11 protein-coding genes and 2 pseudogenes are annotated in these 18,775 nt (G+C 71.2%); 1 reads left to right on the top strand and 12 read right to left on the bottom strand.

Annotation, left to right across the window (positions count from 1 at the left end; translation table 11 throughout):
- The 9 genes and pseudogenes from QNO07_RS25645 to QNO07_RS25605 form a co-directional block, all read right to left on the bottom strand.
- A pseudogene (locus QNO07_RS25645) lies at positions 1-147 on the bottom strand (methionine ABC transporter ATP-binding protein); the annotation flags it as partial.
- Between the two features lie 11 nt (positions 148-158).
- On the bottom strand, positions 159-1,106 hold the full coding sequence (locus tag QNO07_RS25640; RefSeq protein WP_283994843.1) for an ABC transporter permease: 948 nt from the start codon (positions 1,104-1,106) through the stop codon (positions 159-161).
- Positions 1,099-2,028, bottom strand: a complete 930-nt coding sequence (locus tag QNO07_RS25635; RefSeq protein WP_283994841.1) for an ABC transporter permease — start codon at positions 2,026-2,028, stop codon at positions 1,099-1,101. The genes QNO07_RS25640 and QNO07_RS25635 overlap by 8 nt, the downstream gene beginning before the upstream one ends.
- 135 nt (positions 2,029-2,163) lie before the next feature.
- Positions 2,164-3,795: a peptide ABC transporter substrate-binding protein gene (locus QNO07_RS25630; protein ID WP_283994839.1), complete on the bottom strand. Its 1,632-nt coding sequence runs from the start codon at positions 3,793-3,795 to the stop codon at positions 2,164-2,166.
- A gap of 560 nt (positions 3,796-4,355) precedes the next feature.
- Positions 4,356-6,221, bottom strand: a complete 1,866-nt coding sequence (gene typA, locus QNO07_RS25625; RefSeq protein WP_283994838.1) for a translational GTPase TypA — start codon at positions 6,219-6,221, stop codon at positions 4,356-4,358.
- A gap of 223 nt (positions 6,222-6,444) precedes the next feature.
- Positions 6,445-8,754: an ABC transporter family substrate-binding protein gene (locus QNO07_RS25620; RefSeq protein ID WP_283994836.1), complete on the bottom strand. Its 2,310-nt coding sequence runs from the start codon at positions 8,752-8,754 to the stop codon at positions 6,445-6,447.
- A 295-nt stretch (positions 8,755-9,049) separates the two neighbouring features.
- The gene (locus QNO07_RS25615; protein ID WP_283994835.1) at positions 9,050-9,910 is read right to left on the bottom strand and encodes an ABC transporter permease; all 861 of its coding nucleotides are present in this window, start codon (positions 9,908-9,910) and stop codon (positions 9,050-9,052) included.
- Positions 9,907-12,570, bottom strand: a complete 2,664-nt coding sequence (locus tag QNO07_RS25610; protein WP_283994834.1) for an alpha/beta fold hydrolase — start codon at positions 12,568-12,570, stop codon at positions 9,907-9,909. The genes QNO07_RS25615 and QNO07_RS25610 overlap by 4 nt, the downstream gene beginning before the upstream one ends.
- 110 nt (positions 12,571-12,680) lie before the next feature.
- Positions 12,681-14,423: pseudogene (locus QNO07_RS25605) on the bottom strand (ATP-binding SpoIIE family protein phosphatase); the annotation flags it as partial.
- Positions 14,424-14,573: 150 nt separating this feature from the next.
- Here QNO07_RS25605 and QNO07_RS25600 point away from each other — a divergent pair.
- Complete coding sequence (locus QNO07_RS25600; protein WP_283994833.1) at positions 14,574-14,771, top strand: hypothetical protein; 198 nt, start codon at positions 14,574-14,576, stop codon at positions 14,769-14,771.
- 50 nt (positions 14,772-14,821) lie between these two features.
- Here QNO07_RS25600 and QNO07_RS25595 read toward each other — a convergent pair whose 3' ends face one another.
- The 3 genes from QNO07_RS25595 to QNO07_RS25585 form a co-directional block, all read right to left on the bottom strand.
- Complete coding sequence (locus tag QNO07_RS25595; RefSeq protein WP_283994832.1) at positions 14,822-17,326, bottom strand: SpoIIE family protein phosphatase; 2,505 nt, start codon at positions 17,324-17,326, stop codon at positions 14,822-14,824.
- A 108-nt stretch (positions 17,327-17,434) separates the two neighbouring features.
- On the bottom strand, positions 17,435-17,638 hold the full coding sequence (locus QNO07_RS25590; protein WP_283994830.1) for an SPOR domain-containing protein: 204 nt from the start codon (positions 17,636-17,638) through the stop codon (positions 17,435-17,437).
- Between the two features lie 250 nt (positions 17,639-17,888).
- A complete protein-coding gene (locus QNO07_RS25585) occupies positions 17,889-18,641 on the bottom strand; it encodes a GntR family transcriptional regulator (protein WP_283994829.1) in 753 nt (250 codons plus the stop codon).
- Positions 18,642-18,775: the final 134 nt, after the last annotated feature.

The raw sequence follows: 18,775 nt of genomic DNA, 5'->3' as shown, positions 1-18,775 counted from the left end.
CGAGTAGTCCACCCCGTTCACAGCCTTCACCACACCATCACGGGTGTGGAACTCCACATGGAGGTCCTTCACCTCCAGCAGCGGTCCGCCGTTGCCGGCGGCGTCACTCGGAGTGGGAACGTCCGCGGTCTTGTCCATGGTGGTCACGTACGCCTCCCTCAGCGCGTTTTGGGGTCGAGGGCGTTGCGTACCGCATCGCCGAGCATGATGAACGCCAGAATCGTGAAGCTCAGCATCAGGCCGGGCCACAGGAGCACGTGCGGGGCGACCCGCAGCTGGTCCTTGCCGGAGCTGATGTCGATGCCCCAGGAGACGGTCGGCGGCTGGAGGCCGATGCCGAGGTAGGTCAGGGTGGCCTCGGCCGAGATGTAGCCGCCGAGCGCGATGGTCGCGACGACGATGACCGGTGCCACGGCGTTCGGCAGGATGTGCCGCATCAGGATGCGGCCGGTGCCGGCGCCCAGGGCCTTGGCGGCCTGGACGTAGTCGGCCTGCTTGACGGTGATCACCGAGCCGCGCATCACCCTGGCGACCATGGTCCAGCCGAAGATCGCCAGCGCTCCGATGACCATCGGCACCCCGGGGTCGAACGAGACCAGCACCACCATGGCGCCGAGCAGGAACGGGATGCCCAGGAAGACGTCGATGACGCGGGAGATGACGGTGTCCACCAGGCCGCCGAAGTAGCCGGCGACCATGCCGGCCAGGCTGCCGAGCACGGTGACGATGATGGTCACCACCACACCGATGGCGATGGACGCCCGGGTGCCGTAGATGATCCGGGTGTACACGCTGTAGCCCTGGCCGTCGTAGCCCAGCCACTCGGGGCTGAAGACGGACCCGAACTCCGGCTCCTGGAGGTACTTGCCTGCCAGGTCCGCCTCGCGGGGGTCGAGGCTGGTGAACATCGTCGGGACGAACGCGATCACCAGCAGCAGCGTGATCATGCCCGCCGACACCACGAAGAACGGGTTCCGGCGCAGGTCCCGCCAGGCGTCCGACCAGAGGCTGCGCGGCTTGCCCGGCGAGGGGTCGGCCGAGGTCGCGGCGCCCGCGCCCGGCACGACCGTCTCCGGCGAGTTGTCGGTCTTTGTCAGATCAGGCATAGCGAATCCTCGGGTCCAGGACCGCGTAGAGCAGGTCGACGATGAGGCTGACGGCGAGGTAGATGATCACGATCAGCGACACGATGCCGACGACGGTGGAGCCCTCGCGGCGGAAGAGCGCCTCGAACAGCTCACTGCCGATGCCGTTGATGTTGAAGATGCCCTCGGTCACGACGGCTCCGGCCATGAGGCTGCCGATGTCCACGCCCAGGAAGGTCACCACCGGGATGAGGGAGTTTCGCAGCAGGTGCACGCTGAGGATCCGGTGCCGGGGCAGGCCCTTGGCGACGGCGGTGCGCATGTAGTCCGAGCGCAGGTTCTCGGCGATCGAGGTCCGGGTGAGCCGGGCGACGTACGCCAGGGACAGCGAGCCGAGCACCATGGCTGGCAGCAGCAGCTCGCCCCAGTTGTCGGAGTCCTGCACGACCGGGGTCACCCAGCCGAGCGTGTGCCCGAAGAAGAACTGGGCGAGGTAGCCGAGCACGAAGACCGGCACCGAGATGAAGAGCAGGGTGACGATCAACACGGCGGTGTCGACCGGCCGGCCCGCCTTGAGACCGGCGATCATGCCGAGAGCGATACCGAACACGACCGTGAAGGCGAAGGCCAGGAGCGCGAGCCTGGCGGTGATCGGCAGAGCGTCCGCGATGATCTCCGACACCGGCACCTGGCTGGCGATCTGCTGTCCGAAGTCCCCTTGCACGAGGCCGAACAGGTAGTCCATGTACTGCTTCCACAGGGGCTGGTCGAGCCCCAGGTCCGCCTTGATGGCCGCGATCTGGGCCGGGTCGTACGTCTGGTCTCCGTAGAGAGCCCGCACGGGGTCGCCGGGCAGGGCGTACATCATGAGGAAGACCATCAAAGTGACCCCGAGGAAGACCGGGATCATCTGGAGCAGTCGCCTTGCGACATAGCGCCCCATTATTTCCTCCACGTTGCTCATTCAGAAGGAGCCGAGGGCTGTTCCTGTCTGCAGGAACGGCCCTCGGCTCCCCCTTGCACGGGACGACCGGCGAGGGTGGCCGGCGTCTGCCTGTGCGCAGCTACTCGACGACGGTTACTTCTTGACCTGCACGTCCTGGACGATGGCGAAGTTCGCGAGGTCGAACTTCACGTTGTCCACCTTGGTGCTGTGGCCGGCGTTCGTCTTGTAGTACCAGAGCGGGATGGCCGGCATCGCGACCTCCTCGAACATGTACTTCTCGGCCTCCTGGTACGCCTTGACGGTCTCCTCCAGCGTCTCGGCCTGGTCGCCCTTCTTGAAGAGCTCGTCGACCTTCTTGTTGCTGAACTTGCCGTAGTTGGCGCCCGCGGTGGAGAAGTACTGCTCCTTCAGGAAGTTCACGTTGACCGGGTAGTCGAGCACCCAGCCACCGCGGTAGAAGGTCTTGACGTCGCCGGACTCACGGATGTTGAGGTCCGTCTGGAAGTCGGGCTTGGAGTCGGGCGTGCACTCCACGCCGGTGGCCTGGCGGATGCTGTTGCAGACCGCCTCGACCCACTCCTTGTGACCGCCGTCGGCGTTGTACTGGAGGAAGATCTCGTCGTTCGGGACGCCGCCGCCGTCCTTGATGTTCTTCTTGGCAGCCTCGGGGTCGAACTTGGCGTAGTCGCCGCCGACCTCGGGCTCGTGACCCTGGAGGTTCGGAGCGGTGAGGCTGTTCGCGGGGTCACGGGTGCCGTTCAGCACGGTCTTGGTGATCGTGTCCCGGTCGATCGCCTGCGAGATGCCGCGGAGCACCAGCGGGTCGACGTCCTCCCAGCCCTTGGCCTTGAAGTTGAGCTGGAGGGTCTGGATGCCGGCCATGGGGGCGTCCACGGCGCGGTCGCCGAGGTCGTCCTTGTACTTCGGCAGGTCGCGCGGCGGCACCATGGTGATGATGTCGGCCTTGTCGGACTTGACCGCGTCGTACTCGGCTTCGGCCGTCTGGTAGTTGACGTAGTCGACGCCGCCGTTCTTGGCCTTGTCCGGACCCTTGTAGTCGTCGAAGCGGACGACCGAGATCTTCTTCTTCCGGTCCCAGCTCTTGAACTTGTAGGGGCCGTTGCCGACCGGCTTCTTGCCGTAGGCCTCGGGGTCGTCGTAGAACTTGCTGGGCAGCGGGGACCAGCAGTTGTAGGCCAGCTTGAAGTCGAAGTAGCTGACCTTGTTCTTCAGCTCGATGGTGAAGGTCTGGTCGTCGACGACCTTCAGACCCTCCATCTCGGTCTTCGAGGGCTTGCCCTTCTCGGGGTGGACGTCCTCGTAGCCCTTGATGTCCTCGAACCAGTAGCTGTTCTTCTGCTCGTTCTCGATGTTCGCCGCCCAGTTCCAGGCGTCGACGTACGACTTGGCGGTGACTTCCTCGCCGTCGTGGAACGTCCAGCCCTTCTTGAGCTTCACGGTCCAGGTCTGCGCGTCGTCGGACTCGACCGACTCCGCGTTCATCATCTGGAGCTCGCCCTTCTCGTCCCAGTCGACGAGCGGGGTGAACAGGCCCTTGATGACCTGGCCGCCCGCGGTGTCCTGGGAGTTGGCGGGCTGGAGAAGTGCCTGCGGCTCGCTGTTGGCGAGCTTGACGATGCCGTCAGGGTCGTATCCGCCCTTGCCGCCCTCGTCACTGTCACCGCTGCCGCCGCCACAGGCGGTCGCGGCCAGGGCCACGACGATCGCACTCGCGACCCACTTGGCGCTCTTGGCACCGCGCATGGGTATGCCTCCTCAGGAGTCCACTGTCATTACGGGAACGGGGGATGCAACTGTCCTGCCGGCATGCATACCGGCAGCAGCCACCCCCGGAATCACGAATCAGCGCTCCCCAACAGTGCGTGACTCGCAGACCCGAGCTCGATGAAGCCAACTATTGGGCACGCGGCGCTCGTAAACCACACGTCAGGGATCTCGGTTTGGTCACATACCGACAGGACGGATATCCGAAATCCGGACAAAGCAATCCGTTACAGACAGCCGCGAAACGGACTGTTAACGCGTCTTCCGGCATCTGGCGTTCGGTTTCCGGACATGCACTGGACCAAAGTGTTTGACTCGGAAAGATCAAAAGGATAAGAGGAGACATCTCTCACGTCTCCTCGCCCACCTCTTCTGATATGCCTCAACAAAAGCGACACGAGGCATCAATTCCGGCACTTCCGCCGATCCATGACCTGCCGCCAGATCTCCCCCGCCGCCCGCGCACACGGACGAGGGCGCGGCCCCCTTGGCGGGTGGCCGCGCCCTCGTCAGTCAGGCAGTCAGGCAGTCAGGCAGGGTCAGCGCTTGGCGCGCGAGGCGGTCCTGGCACGCTCGCGCTGGTCCAGCGCGACCTTGCGGATGCGGACCGTCTCCGGGGTCACCTCGATGCACTCGTCCTCGCGGCAGAACTCCAGGGACTGCTCCAGCGAGAGGCGGCGCGGCGGCACCAGGTTCTCCGTGGTGTCGGAGGAGGCCGCACGCATGTTGGTGAGCTTCTTCTCCTTGGTGATGTTCACGTCCATGTCGTCGGAGCGCGAGTTCTCACCGACGATCATGCCCTCGTACACCTCGGTGCCGGGCTCGATGAAGATCGTGCCCCGCTCCTGGAGGTTCATCATGGCGAACGGGGTGGCGCTGCCCGCCCGGTCCGCGACCAGGGAGCCGCTGTGCCGGGTGCGCAGCTCCCCCACCCAGGGCTCGTGGCCCTCGGAGATGGAGTGCGCGATGCCCGTGCCGCGGGTCTCGGTCAGGAACTCGGTACGGAAGCCGATCAGACCGCGGGACGGCACCAGGAACTCCATGCGGACCCAGCCCGAACCGTGGTTCGTCATGGTCTCCATGCGGCCCTTGCGCGAGGCCATGAGCTGCGTGATGGCGCCGAGGTGCTCCTCGGGGCAGTCGATGGTCATGCGCTCGATCGGCTCGTGCAGCTTGCCGTCGATCTCACGGGTGACCACCTCGGGCTTGCCGACGGTCAGCTCGAAGCCCTCCCGGCGCATCGTCTCGACGAGGATGGCCAGCGCCAGCTCACCGCGGCCCTGCACCTCCCAGGCGTCGGGGCGCTCGGTCGGCAGCACACGCAGCGACACGTTGCCGATCAGCTCGCGGTCGAGCCGGTCCTTGACCAGGCGCGCGGTGACCTTGTGGCCCTTGCCGCCCTTGCCGACCAGCGGCGAGGTGTTGGCGCCGATGGTCATCGAGATGGCCGGCTCGTCGACCTTGATGAGCGGCAGCGCCACCGGGTTCTCCGGGTCGGCCAGCGTCTCGCCGATCATGATGTCGGCGATGCCCGCCACCGCGCAGATGTCACCGGGCTTGGCGACCTCGGCGGGCTTGCGGGTGAGCGCCTCCGTCATCAGCAGCTCGGTGATGCGGACGGAGTGCACCGATCCGTCCCGCTTCATCCAGGCGACCGTCTGGCCCTTGCGCAGCTCGCCCTGCTGGACGCGGCAGAGCGCGATCCGGCCGAGGAAGTTGTCCGCGTCCAGGTTGGTGACGTGGGCCTGCAGCGGCGCGCCCTCGTCGTACACCGGGGCGGGGACCGTCTCCAGCAGCGTGGTGAAGAACGGCTCCAGGCTGTCGCTGTCCTGCGGGACGCTGCCGTCCTCGGGCTTCGTCAGCGAGGCGACGCCGTCCCGGGCGCAGGCGTAGACGATCGGGAACTCGATCTGCTCCTCGGTCGCGTCCAGGTCGAGGAAGAGGTCGTACGTCTCGTCGACGACCTCGGCGATCCGCGAGTCGGGCCGGTCCGTCTTGTTGATGCACAGGATGACGGGGAGCTTGGCCTGCAGCGCCTTGCGCAGCACGAAGCGGGTCTGCGGCAGCGGGCCCTCGGAGGCGTCGACGAGGAGCACGACCGCGTCCACCATCGACAGGCCGCGCTCCACCTCGCCGCCGAAGTCGGCGTGGCCCGGGGTGTCGATGATGTTGATGACGATGGACTCGCCGCCGCCCTTGGGGTGGTAGCGGACCGCGGTGTTCTTCGCGAGAATGGTGATGCCCTTCTCGCGCTCCAGGTCGTTGGAGTCCATCATCCGGTCGTCCAGATGCTGGTGGGCCGCGAAGGCGCCTGCCTGCTTGAGCATGGCGTCGACCAGGGTCGTCTTGCCGTGGTCGACGTGCGCGACGATGGCGACGTTACGGATGTCATTACGCGTGGGCATGCTGGCGGCGCTTCTCCCGGATCGGTGACGGCGGTGCGACGTTCTCAGTCGCTTTAGTCGCTCCCCGCCGGGCCGGTTGCCGGCCCAGGGGCCCGGGGTCTGGCCCCGGAAGACTGCAGCGGCATCGCCGCGGCCTCAGCCCCCATGGTACGGCCCGGGACGGCCGTGGTCGTCCCGGGCCGTTTCCCGCCCCCTCCGGGGCTGCGCCCCGGCTGTCCCCGGGCTACGCCTGCGCGCCGCCCCGCAGGTAGCCGATGTCCTGGTAGCGGGGGGTCTGGAAGCCGAAGGCGCCGATGTTCCCCAGCCTGCTGTTGACCGCCACCAGCTGCGGCCTCTGGTAGAGCGGCACCGACCCGGCGACCGCCCACACCCGGGCGTCGATCCGCTTGACCAGGTCCCGCTTCCTGCCCTCGTCCAGCTCGTTGGCCGCCTGCTCGAAGAGCCGGTCGATCTGGTCGGTGCCCACCCGGGTGTAGTTCTGCTCGATCAGCAGCGAGCCGTCGGCGAGGACCTCCGGCTTGGCGAAGATCGGCCGGGCGTCGGTCACCGGGTAGGCGGTCGCGGGCCAGGAGAACAGGGCCAGGTCGAAGTCGCCGGAGGCCACGTGGTCCTTGAAGAAGGACTCGTCACGGACCTCGGTGATCCTGGTGCGGACCCCGACGCCTTCCAGCATCCGGGCGACCTGCCGCCCGGTGTCGCGCAGCTGGGCGGAGCCCTTGCCGGCCGGCAGCACCATGCTCAGCTCCAGCTCCCGGCCCTCCTTCGCCCGCACCAGGCTGCCCTCGGCCCGCAGCAGGCCGCCGACGAAGCGGGACAGCGCCGCGTCGGCCTCCTTGGCCTTGCGCATCGACTCCTTCGCGGCCGCCCTGCGCTTCGCCGCGCCCTTGGCGCCGTCCTCCGCCGCCGACTCGGCGGCGGCCTCGTCGGCGTACGCGGCCTGCCGCAGCAGGGCCGCGTGGGCGGCCGCCGCGCTGTGCGTGAGGCCGGTGAAGACCGGAGCGGTCACCGCGTACGGCGAGCCGCCGTCGTCGGCGTCCGGGCCTGTGCCGCCGTCGCCCTCTGTGCCGCCACCGTCACCGGCGCCGTCGGCGCGGCGGGTGCCGGCGATCGGGCCGCCCTTCCAGCCCGCCTCCGCGAGCAGCGCGGACGCCGACTCCGCACCCGCGTCGCCGAGGGCCCCGCTGTGGTCGTGGTAGCCGTCCTGGTCGTACATGCGCAGATGGCTGCCGAGCGGCCTGCCGGGCAGACCCGCCGGGCGAAGCACCGCCTCGGCCAGCTCCGCGCGGTCCACCGCGCGGGCGACCGCCCGCCGCACCCGCTCGTCCCGCAGCGGGCCCGAGGTGCCGTTGAGCGCGAGCTGCGTCCAGGCCGGATCGTAGGCCCGCCGCACGGTGAGGGCCCGCAGGTTGGCCTGCTGCTCGGCGGCCTTCTGCCGGGCCGCTTCGCGCTTCTCGCCCTCGGCCCGCGCCTTGGCGTCCTCCTTCTCGCTGCGGTGCCGGTGGGCCCACGCCCGCAGGGCCTCGGCGGCGTGCGGGGCGCTGCCCAGCGGGGCGAGCACACGGTGCGTGCCGCTGCGGCCCGACCCGTTCTTGCCGTCGTCGTCGCGGGCCCCGGCGGGGTCGGTGTCCCGGCCGGTGCCGGTCTGCGGCGGGGCGGCAGCGGCGGTGACGGACCTGACCGCGGACTGCTCGATCTCCGCGAAGTCCAGGCGGCCGGCTGCGAGTGCCTTGCCGCGGGCGGTGCGGGCGACGGGGACGAGGCGGATCTCGTCGAGCTTGGCCCTGGCTCCCCACCACCGCGGGTTGCGTTCCAGCACCACGGTCCTGGCCGCGCGGTCGAGCTTGCCGCCCTTGACCTGGAACGGCCCGCCGGAGACGGGCATCGCGGTGCGGGAGTCGTCGTTGAACGCCTTGGGCCGGCCGGTCACCGACCGGGGGTAGAGCGGTGTGAACAGCGACTTCCAGTCGCTGTAGCGGCGGGCGAAGGTGACCTTGACCTGGTCGTCGCCGTCGCCCTTCTCCACCTTGTGGATGCGTTCGTACCCCGCGTTGCGGGCGGTCCAGTAGGCGTTGTCCGAGCCGCCGAGCGCCTTCCACTGCGCCTGGAAGTCGACCGCGTCGATCCGCCTGCCGTCGCTCCAGCGGGCTTTGGGGTTCAGGGTGTAGACGACCGTCTGCTGGGGTTCGCGCGCGACGACCTCCGCCGAGCGCAGCACGTCGGTGTTGAGCTGCGGCTCGGCCCGGCCGTCGAGGGTGAACATCCGGGGCAGGGTGGCGTCGGCGACGCGGTCGGTGGCCGCGTTGGCGTCGCTCTGGAAGGTGTTGAGCGTGGTGGGCAGCGACTCGACGGCCCAGCGCAGGCTGCCGCCGTCGCTGATGCGGTCGCGGGAGACCGCGGGCACGTCCCGGGCGGCGCCGCCCTTGCCCTCGTCCGCCGGGGTGCCGGCCCCGCACCCGGCGAGCACCGGCGGGAGCAGGATTCCCGCCGCCAGTACGGCCGCGCATCGCCGCGCAGCGGTGTCGATGGCTGGCATGGCTGTCCACCTCCGGGAGCTGACGCCCGCCCGCTACACCTTTCGGCGGCATAGGCGGCTCATCACATCTATGGATCTCCATGGAAGATGAGCGCGGCTGCCCGGACCGGCCGACACGGCGGGCCGGGACGGCATGCCACCCGGTTGGGTGCCCGCCACGCGGCGACGGACCGTTTCCGCACCGGCCGTACGTACCCGCTGCCCGGCCACCGCCGCCCCGGCACACGCCAAGGGCCGGGGCGTTCCGCGTGGTGCGGGCCGCCCCGGCCCCTGGTCGCTCTGTCCGCGGGCCGCGTCAGGACACGACGTCCTTGCGGGCGAAGTGGCGGAACGCCAGCGCGAACAGCACCAGCGCGAACGCCACGGAGACCGCCGAGCCCTTGATCATTCCGCCCCACTCCAGGGTCGGCTGTAGGGCGTCCGCCCAGGCGAACTGCCAGTGCGCGGGAAGCAGTTCGCGCCAGTCGCCGAGTGCGGTGACGGCGTCCAGCACATTGCCGACGATGGTCAGCCCGACCGCGCCGCCGACCGCACCCAGCGGTGCGTCGGTGACCGTGGACAGCCAGAACGCCAGACCGGCGGTGACGAGTTGCGACACGAAGACGTACCCGACCGCGACGGCGAGCCGCCCGGTGGCGTCCCCGGCGGCCAGCGAGCCGCCGGTGGGGACCTGCAACGGTCCCCAGCCGTAGAGCACCGTGCCCACCGCCAGGGCCACCAGCGGCAGCAGCACGATCGCGGCGAGGCTGAACGCCAGCGCCACGGCCAGCTTGCTGAGCAGCAGCCGGGTGCGCGGCACCGGCGCCGCCAGCAGGTAGCGCAGCGAGGCCCAGTTCGCCTCGGACGCCACCGTGTCGCCGCAGAACAGCGCCACCGGGATGACCAGCAGGAACCCGGCCGACACGAACAGCGCGGTGGCGGCGAAGTTCAGCCCCGAGGCGGTCGCGGTGTCCATCAGGTTGATGCGGTTGCCGCCGCGTTCGCCGCCGTCCTCGCCACCGATGGCGAAGGCGGCGGCCAGGATGAACGGCAGCGCCGTCAGCAGCGCGGCCATCACCGTGGTGCGGCGGCGGCGCAGCTGCCGTTCGGCCTCCACCCGCAGCGGCAGGGTGCGGCCCGCCCAGTAGCCGGGTGCGTACTCGCGCAGGTCGCTCATGCGCTCTCACCTCCGATGAGGGTCAGGAAGGCGTCCTCCAGGCGGCGGTGCGGCCCGAAGCGCTCCACGGGGATGTCCAGCCGGACCAGCTCCGCCAGCAGCTCGGCCGGTGCCAGGCCGTCCAGCCGGACCAGGAGGCCCTCGTCGGCAGGTGCCGCCTCGGCGACCCCGGGCAGCGCGGCGACCTTGTCGCGGACCGCGGCCGACACACCGCCGGGCACGCCCACCAGCAGGCTGTCGCCGGAACCGGTGATCTCCGCGACGCGCCCGGCCTGGACCAGCTGACCGCGGTCCATGACCACCAGGTCGGTGCAGGTCTGCTCGACCTCGGCCAGCAGGTGGCTGGAGACGATGACCGTCCGCCCGCCTTCCGCGTAGCGGATCATCACCTTGCGCATCTCCCGGATCTGCGGCGGGTCGAGGCCGTTCGTCGGCTCGTCGAGGATGAGCAGTTCCGGCAGGCCCAGCATGGCCTGGGCGATGGCGAGGCGCTGCCGCATGCCCTGTGAGTAGGTGCGCACCGCGCGGTCCAGCGCCTCGCCGAGCCCGGCGATCTCCAGTGCCTCGTCGAGGTGGGCGTCGGCGGCCGGGCGGCCGGTGGCCTGCCAGTACAGGTCGAGGTTGGCGCGGCCTGTCAGGTGCGGCAGGAAGCCTGCGCCCTCGACGAACGCGCCGACCCGGGACAGCACCGGGGCGCCGGGGCGGATGGCGTGGCCGAAGACGCGGATCTCGCCCTCGTCGGGCGCGATGAGGCCCATGAGCATGCGCAGTGTGGTGGTCTTGCCGGCGCCGTTGGGCCCGAGCAGACCGAGCACCTGGCCCTTCTCGACGCGGAAGCCGAGGTCGCGCACGGCGTACTGGTCGGCGGACCCGGCGTACTTCTTCGACAGGCCGGTGATCTGCAGCGGCACGTCGGCCAGTGCCGGGTCGGGCGGTGCGGCGGCGGTCCGGCGCAGCCGCACGCTGAGCAGCAGCAGCGCGGCGACCAGCGCACCGCCGGCCGGCAGGCCCCACACCCACCAGGGCAGCGGCACGGCCTCGGTGCGCACCTCGGGCGCGGTGGGCACCCGCAGGCCCTCGCTGACGACGGCGACCCGGTAGTCGGCGGGTGCGGTGGGTGAGGCGTAGGCCAGGTCGGTGGCGGAGACCACCAGTTCCAGCCGGTGTCCGGCCTCCACGCTGTGGTCGATCGCTGGCAGCCGTACCGCGGCGGTGCCGTCCCCGCCACCGGGCACCCGCAGCGGCGTGACGAGCTGGCCGGGCAGCTGGCGGCGGCCGTCCGGGCCGACGACGTACATCTTGGCGAAGAGCACCGCGTCGTCGCCTCCGGTCTTCACCGAGAGCCGTACCGACGGGCTGCCGGTGACGCGCAGCGTCTCGCGCAGCGGCGCGGACCGGAAGGTGGCGTACTGGCCGGGGAAGTCCATGGTGAGGCCGCCGCCGAGGGAGTTGAGCTGGGTCAGCGCGCCCACGCCGGGCACACCGGAGATGGCGGGCGGGCCGGCGCCCGGCGGGTTGCGGAACGTCTGCTCCTCGCCCTTGAGCGCGATGTTGCGCGGCTCCTGCTCAAGGCCGCCGTAGGAGTCGGCGGTGGCACCGCGCAGTTGGGCGGAGCCGTTGGTGGTGTCCACGCCGCCGGTCCGCGAGACCCGGAAGCCGGGTCCGATGTCGGTGCCCTCGTCCTCCTTCAGGTACCGGTCGAACCAGGTGTGGACGCGGCCCTCGACCCGGGCGGTCTCCATGTTGCCGCCGTCGTGGCCGCCCGCGATCCAGTCCATCGCCACGGGCGCACCGTTCGCGGTGATCGCCTCGGCCATGGCGTCGGCCTGGTCGAGCGGGAACAGCGAGTCGGACTGGCCCTGCACGATCATCGTCGGCACCTTGATGCGGTCGCCGACCGCGACGGGGCTGCGCGCCTCCAGCAGTTCGCGGGCCGCGTCGTCGGGCGCGCCGGCCTCGGCGACCCGCTCGTACATCTCGCACAGCTCCTTCTCGAACCGTCCGCAGCCGCCGCGGGTGGGGCCGCCCTCCGCCGGGTCGGCCGAGCCGGTGGTGAAGAAGATGCCGGACCACAGCTTCTTGTAGACGCCGTTGGGGAACAGCGCGTCGGCGAGGTTCCAGTAGGTGATCATCGGGGCGATGGCGTCCACCCGGTCGTCGTGACCGGCCGCCAGCAGCGAGACCGCGCCGCCGTAGGAGGCGCCGGTGACGCCGACCCGCGGATCGCCGTCGGAGTCCAGCTCGACCTCGGGCCGCTCGGCGAGCCAGTCGATGAGCCGGGAGACGTCGGCGACCTCGGCGTCGGGGTCGTTGATACCGATGCGTCCGGTGGACTTGCCGAAGCCCCGCGCGGACCAGGTGAGCACCGCGTAGCCGTCCGCGGCCAGGTTCTCGGCCTGGGTGCGGACGTCGGCCTTGCTGCCGCCGAAGCCGTGGCCGATGAGGACCGCGGGCCTGCGTTCTCCTCCGGAGCCCTCCGCGAGGAAGTAGGAGGTGTCGATCTTGGCGCCGGGCATGTCAAAGACCTTGTCCTCGCGCTGCACGGCCGGTCCGGAGTCGGAGGCGGCGGCCGTCCAGGTGCCGGCACCGGCGAGCACCGCGAGCGCGGCTGCCCCGGCGAGCAGGAGCCGTCCGCGGCGGCCGGAGAGTTGCAGATCCATGCCTGTCACCCTAAGCGCAGGCCCTCACCCACCTGGCCGTACGGGCTCCGGGGCGCCCTTTCCCAGGCAACTCCCAGGCACCGGCGGCACTCGCGCGCGGCGGAGGGGCCTCAGAGCGCGGGATAGGCGTCCAGCAGCGCGTCGATGGAGTCCGGCGGCTTGGGTTCGCCGTCGGGCAGCGGCAGCTCGAACCACACCGTCTTGCCGCGCGGCGTGCGGCGGCTGCCCCACCCGGCGGAGAGCAGCCCGACCAGTTGCAGACCGCGCCCGCCCTCGTCGGTGTCGCGGGCGCGGCGGCGGCGCGGCTGCACCAGCCCGGCGTCCCACACCTCGCAGACCAGGGTGTGGTCCAGCAGCAGGCGCAGCCGGATCTGCCCCTCGCCGTGCCGGAGCGCGTTGGTGACCAGTTCACTGACGAGCAGTTCGGTGGTGTCGGCGAGCCCGTCGAGCTGCCACTCGGCGAGCTGGGCGCGGGCCAGTTCGCGGGCCCGCGCGACGGACCGCGGCTCGGGCGGAAGCCGCCAGTCGCCGACGGACGAACGGGGCAGGCCCTGGACGCGGGCCAGCAGCAGCGCGATGTCGTCCTCGCCGTGGTGGGTGGCGGTGCCGGCCAGCACCCGGTCGCAGACGTCCTCCAGGGGGCGCTCGGAGTCGGCGAGCGCGCCGCGCAGCGCCTGGAGGCCGTCGTCGAGCGGCTGGTAGCGGGACTCGACGAGGCCGTCGGTGTAGAGCGCGAGCAGTGTGCCGTCGGGCAGTTCCACCTCGATCTGCTCGAAGGGTTCCCCGCCGACGCCCAGCGGCACTCCCTTGGGCACCTCCAGCAGCAGGGCGGGAGCGCCGTCGCTGTCGGGTTCGACGAGCATCGGCGGCAGGTGGCCGGCGTTGGCGAAGGTGCAGCGCCGGGACACCGGGTCGTAGACGGCGAAGGCGCAGGTCGCCAGGTACACCTCGGACAGGTCCTCGCCGCCGCGGCGGGTGGAGCGGGTCTCGCCGAGGCCGCGGGCGACCTCGTCAAGGGTTTCCAGCACCTCGGCGGGTTCCAGGTCGAGCAGCGCCAGGGTCCGCACCGCGGTGCGCAGTTCGCCCATGGCGACGGCGGCGCGCAGGCCGCGGCCCATGACGTCGCCGACGACGAGCGCGGTGCGGTGGCCGGGCAGTTCGATGACGTCGAACCAGTCGCCGCCGACCTCGGTGGCGTCGGTGCCGGGCCGGTAGCGGCAGGCGATGTCCAGCCCGGCCGCCTCCGGGTCGCCCGGCGGCAGCAGGCTGCGCTGCAGTATCAGGGCGCGCTCGTGCTCACGCCGGTACAGCCGCGCGTTGTCTATGCAGACGGCCGCGCGGGCGGCGAGTTCCGCGGCCAGCGCGCCGTCCCGCTCGCCGAAGGGCTCGCTGCCCTTGGTGCGGGAGAACTGGACCAGGCCGAGCACCCGGTCGCGGGCGACCATCGGCACGGCGAGCGTGGAGTGCACGGCGATTCCGAACGCGGACGCACGCGGGAGCCGTCCGGCGTCGGGCGCGGTGACCGGCCGGACGCGGGCGGTGCGCAGCGCGGCGGCGGGCGCGGACTCGAAACCGTAGCGGTGGGTGGAGCCCAGCGGGACGCTGTCGGGGTCGGAGCCGTCGCCGACCGCACTGGCGAACGCGACGCGGCGCAGCGGCGCGCTGCCCTCACCGCCGCCGCCCGGGTGCGGTTCCTCACCGGCGAGGACTTCCTCGTACAGGTCGACGGAGGCGAGGTCGCAGAACTGGGGGACGGCGACGTCCAGCAGTTCGCGGGCCGTCTTCTCCAGGTCGAGCGAGTTGCCGATCCGGGCGCCCGCCGCGTTCAGCAAGGCCAGCGCACGCCGCACGTCGTCCGGCTTTCCTGCCTCGACTGGAATGTCGCTCAACGCCGCCCCTTCCCCGTCGCACTCGGCTCACGAGCTTCCTGGCAGTGTGGCAGGCCCGGGCGCCGCGGAACATAGTCTTCCCGATTGCCGCCCGGCTGCTGTCCGCTTCTGCTAATGCCGGTGCTGCTGCCCGTGCCGACGCGCGTGCATGCGGAACGGCTGGTCCCGCCGGTGATTGTGTTTCTGCCGGTGCGGCCGGTCCTGCCGGTCCTGCCGGTCCTGCCGATGCTGCCGATGCTGCCGGTGCGGCCGGTGATGCGTGCCCTGATGCCGGTTCCCTCCCTGCCCGCGTGCGGGGCCGGTGGTCGGTGACGCCCCGGCTCCCGGGTGCTCCTCTTCTCCTAACCATTGGGGAGGGCTCTCTAACCCTGGGAAAGGGCTCTCTCACCAGGCAGGGTCAGCTCGAACCACACGGTCTTGCCGATCGGGCCGTGCCGGGTCCCCCACCGCCGGGACGACTGGGCGACGAGCTGGATGCCCCGGCCGCCCTCGTCGTGCTCGTCCGCGACCCGTTCCCGCGGCGGGTCGGGCAGCGGGTCGGAGACCTCCACCAGCAGCGAACTGCCGCGCACCATGCGCACTCCGATGGGCCCGTGGGCGTAGCGCAGCGAGTTGGTGACCAGTTCGCTGACCAGCAGCACGGCCTCGTCGGTGAGCGCGTCAAGACCCCACTTGTGCAGGGTGCGGCGGACCTCGTCACGGGCCCGGCGGACCGCGCGGCTCTCGGCGGGGAACGTCCAGCAGGCCGCGCTGTCCTCGGGCAGGCCGCCGAGTTGGGCGACCAGCAGCGCCACGTCGTCCACCGCGGTGTGCGCGGCGACCACGCCGCTCGGGCCGCCCGGACGGGTGTCGCCGCCGCCGTCGCCGGGCGCGGCGAGAGCGATGACGTCGTCGCAGACGTGCTCGATGTCGAGGGTGCCCCGGACCGCGGACAGGCTGCGACAGAGCCGGTCGAGGCCCTCGGTGATGTCCTCGCCGCGGGACTCGATCAGACCGTCGGTGTAGAGCACGAGCGCCGCGCCCTCCTCGACCTCCAGGTCCACCGAGGCGAACGCGACACCGCCGACGCCCAGCGGCGCGCCGGAGGGCAGGTCGAGCGCGCGGGCGCTCCAGCGGCCGTCCCGGCCGGGGGTGAGCAGCACCGGTGGGACGTGGCCGGCCTTGGCGAGGGTGCAGTGCCGCGTCGACGGGTCGTAGACGGCGTAGACGCAGGTCGCCATGAGGGGTTCCTCGGGACCGTGGGCCAGGTCGTCGGCGATGTCGTTGACGCGGCGCAGCAGTTCGTCGGGCGGCAGGTCCAGGCCGGCCAGGGTGCGCACGGCGGTGCGCAGCCGGCCCATGGTGGCCGCGGCGCGCAGGCCGTGGCCCATCACGTCGCCGACGACGAAGGCGACCCGGCCGCCGGCCAGCGGGATCACGTCGAACCAGTCGCCGCCGACCTCGGTGCCGCTGCTGCCGGGCACGTACCGGTAGCCGATCCGCACGCCGGGCGGCGAGGGCACCCGCTGCGGCAGGAGGCTGCGCTGGAGCATCAGCGCGCCCTCACGCTCCCTGGCGTAGAGGCGGGCGTTGTCGAGGGAGACGCCGGCCCGGCCGGCGAGTTCCATGGTGAGGGCGAGGTCGTCCCGGTCGAAGGGCTCACGGCGTTCGGCGCGGCTGATCACCAGCAGCCCCAGCACGATGCCGCGGGCGCGCAGCGGCACGCACATCAGGGAGTGGATGCCGAGGTCGAGCGCGGCCTGCACCTTGGGGTCGCCGGGGTAGGTGGCGGCGAGCAGTTCGCGCTGGGACGCGGCGAGGTGGGGCACGCCGGTGGCGAGCACCGTGCCGAAGAAGGAGTCGGGTGCGAAGGCGATGTCCTGGCCGACCCGCAGCATGCGCTCGACCTCGGGGCCGGTGCTCTTCGCGGCCACGCCGAGTTGGAGCAGCGGCACTCCGGCGGCGGTGCCGCCGCGGGGCAGTTCGTCGCCGTGCGCGACGGCGCCGTGCAGCATCACACCGGCGTAGTCGGCGAATCGCGGCACCAGGGACCGGGCCAGCGCCCGGGAGATCCGGCGCACGTCGAGCAGGTCTCCGAGGGCGACACCGACGTCGTCGAGCAGGCTGAGCCGCTGCCGGGCGCGTTCGATCTTCTCCAGCGCCTCGCGGCGCTCGGTGACGTCCATGACGGTGCAGCTGACGCCGAGCACGTGGCCGGAGCGGTCGGTGAGCCTGCTGTAGGACACCGAGCGAGCGCCCTGGCCGTCGGGGGAGGGCATCACCATGTCCACGAGCGTGCGGCCGGTCCTCAGGACGACGCTCTGCACCTCGGAGATCTCCTGCGCCATGAACGCGGGCAGGACCTCCTCCACGGTGCGGCCGAGGATCTGCTCGCCGGGCTTCTGGTGGAGTTCGACCAGGGCCTTGTTGACGCGGACGAAGCGCTTCTTCTCGTCGAAGATCGCGATGCCCAGCGGGGAGGAGTCGAAGAGCGCGTCGAGCGCGGCGAGGTCGTGCTCGATGGCTTTGAGCCTGCTGACCTCGACCACATTGGCCAGAATGAAGGGCTCACCGTCGGCGTCCTCCAACAGGGACGCCTGGCCGTCGACCTCGACCCCGTGGCCGTCGCGGTGCAGTCCGCACAGGCCGCCGCGCCACAGCCGTCCGCGGCGCAGCTCGCCGTAGATGCGCAGGGCCGGGTCCGGGTCGCGCTGGGCGGGGTGGAGGAACTCCACGAAGCGGCGGCCGGCGACCTCCTCGCTGCGCCAGCCGAGCAGTTCCTCGGTGGTCGGGCTCCACAGCAGGATGCGTCCGCCGGTGTCGAGGATGACCACACCGATGCGAAGCGTGTCGAGCAGCGAGTCCGCTGCCTCTGGTGCTTCGCTCACTTCCGCCCACGTCCCTGCTCGGGTGACCATGCCGGCGTGCGCGGGTGTTCACCCGGCGACCGTCCAGCCATGTCGGACTAAAGCCCACATACCCGATTCTGCACGGACTCAGGCGTCGCCACCGTTCGAGTGCCCCAAACGCTCCACCAGATAACACCGGTCTCCCTCGTCCATCAAGTCCCGGCGGCGTTCTCGCAGGCGATCAGCGAGCGTCTGGGCCTCCAGCCGCGTGGCGTAGCGGCCCACCCGGTACCGGCTGCCGTCGTCGTCCTGGCGTATGACGAGCCAGGGCAGCAGGCCGCTTTCGCTCATCGTGCACCCCGGCAGGTCCGGCGGCGCACGGCGTCCTGTCCCTGTGGTGCTCCCGCGTTCTGCATATGCCGGAGCTTACGCCCGACCTTTACTCACCGCATTCGACTTGGCACAAGGAGAGACGAATTCGGCCATGCCGAACGGGCGGGCCCCCGGATCTGCGAGGCACCGGTTCTCCGAAGCACCGAAGCACCGAAAGGTGGAACACCGGTTCGGTGACGGAAAGGCCGAAGTGGTCGGCGGCCGGGCTTCAGCGCACGGGGAGGTGGTAGGTGAGGCGGTAGCGGTCGGCGGGGACCACCACGTCCGCCGTCTCCACCGGTCGCCCGCCCGCCAGGTGGGTGCGCGAGACGACCAGCACGCAGTGGCCGGGCACCCCGCCCAGCACGTTCATCTCCTCGGCGAGGCCGGGGCGGGCGGCGACCTCCTCCAGCAGGTTGTCCACCACCACGTCGATGGCGGCCATGCGCTCGACCACGCCCAGACCGCCCAGCGGCCCCTCTTCGGGCAGCATCACCGGCGTGCGGCCGGTCAGCTCCAGCGGCTCCCAGGAGGTGCTGAGCATCATCGGCTCGCCGCCCTCCCGGAAGAGGTAGCGGGTGCGCATCACACGGTCACCCGGCTGGATGCGCAGCCGGCGGGCGACCTGGGGGGACGCCTCCTCCTGGCTGCTGCCTGACTCCCAGCTGCCCTTGCCACCGCCAGCCGCCTGCTCCTGGCGGAAGACGCCGGAGCCGCCGGCCGAGCGGTAGCCGGTGCGCGAGACCGGGCGCGGCTCGGGCAGCTCCCGCACATAGGTGCCGGAACCGGAGCGCCCCTCGACCAGGCCCTCGGCCATCAGCACCTTGCGGGCCTCCAGCGCGACGGTGTCGGAGACGCCGTACTCGGCCCGAATCCTGGCCTGGGACGGAAGGCGGGTGTGCGGGGCGAGGACGCCGTCGGCGATCTTCTGACGGAGGTCCCCGGCGACGCGCAGATACGCGGGTTGCTCACCGAACGGCACGTGCCCTCCCGGGAGGTTGACGGTGAGCAACAGCTTGACAACCCAGGGTGGCGGACCGCAATGAACGGCCAAAGATTCACTCGAAGTGATGAGTAACTGCTCACGCACGCATCAACCCCCGGAGGCCCGCAGTG

The organism is Streptomyces sp. 549, assembly GCF_030124175.1.
GTDB lineage: Bacteria > Actinomycetota > Actinomycetes > Streptomycetales > Streptomycetaceae > Streptomyces.
Note: the sequence above shows the minus strand (reverse complement) of the source record. Positions and strands in the feature narration are given on the sequence as shown.

Excerpts from the sequence above, each read along its gene's own strand:
- QNO07_RS25640 (WP_283994843.1), bottom strand. The coding sequence starts at position 1,106 with ATGCCTGATCTGACAAAGACCGACAACTCGCCGGAGACGGTCGTGCCG.
- QNO07_RS25635 (WP_283994841.1), bottom strand. The coding sequence starts at position 2,028 with ATGGGGCGCTATGTCGCAAGGCGACTGCTCCAGATGATCCCGGTCTTC.
- QNO07_RS25630 (WP_283994839.1), bottom strand. The coding sequence starts at position 3,795 with ATGCGCGGTGCCAAGAGCGCCAAGTGGGTCGCGAGTGCGATCGTCGTG.
- typA (WP_283994838.1), bottom strand. The coding sequence starts at position 6,221 with ATGCCCACGCGTAATGACATCCGTAACGTCGCCATCGTCGCGCACGTC.
- QNO07_RS25620 (WP_283994836.1), bottom strand. The coding sequence starts at position 8,754 with ATGCCAGCCATCGACACCGCTGCGCGGCGATGCGCGGCCGTACTGGCG.
- QNO07_RS25615 (WP_283994835.1), bottom strand. The coding sequence starts at position 9,910 with ATGAGCGACCTGCGCGAGTACGCACCCGGCTACTGGGCGGGCCGCACC.
- QNO07_RS25610 (WP_283994834.1), bottom strand. The coding sequence starts at position 12,570 with ATGGATCTGCAACTCTCCGGCCGCCGCGGACGGCTCCTGCTCGCCGGG.
- QNO07_RS25600 (WP_283994833.1), top strand. The coding sequence starts at position 14,574 with ATGCCGGTGCTGCTGCCCGTGCCGACGCGCGTGCATGCGGAACGGCTG.
- QNO07_RS25590 (WP_283994830.1), bottom strand. The coding sequence starts at position 17,638 with ATGAGCGAAAGCGGCCTGCTGCCCTGGCTCGTCATACGCCAGGACGAC.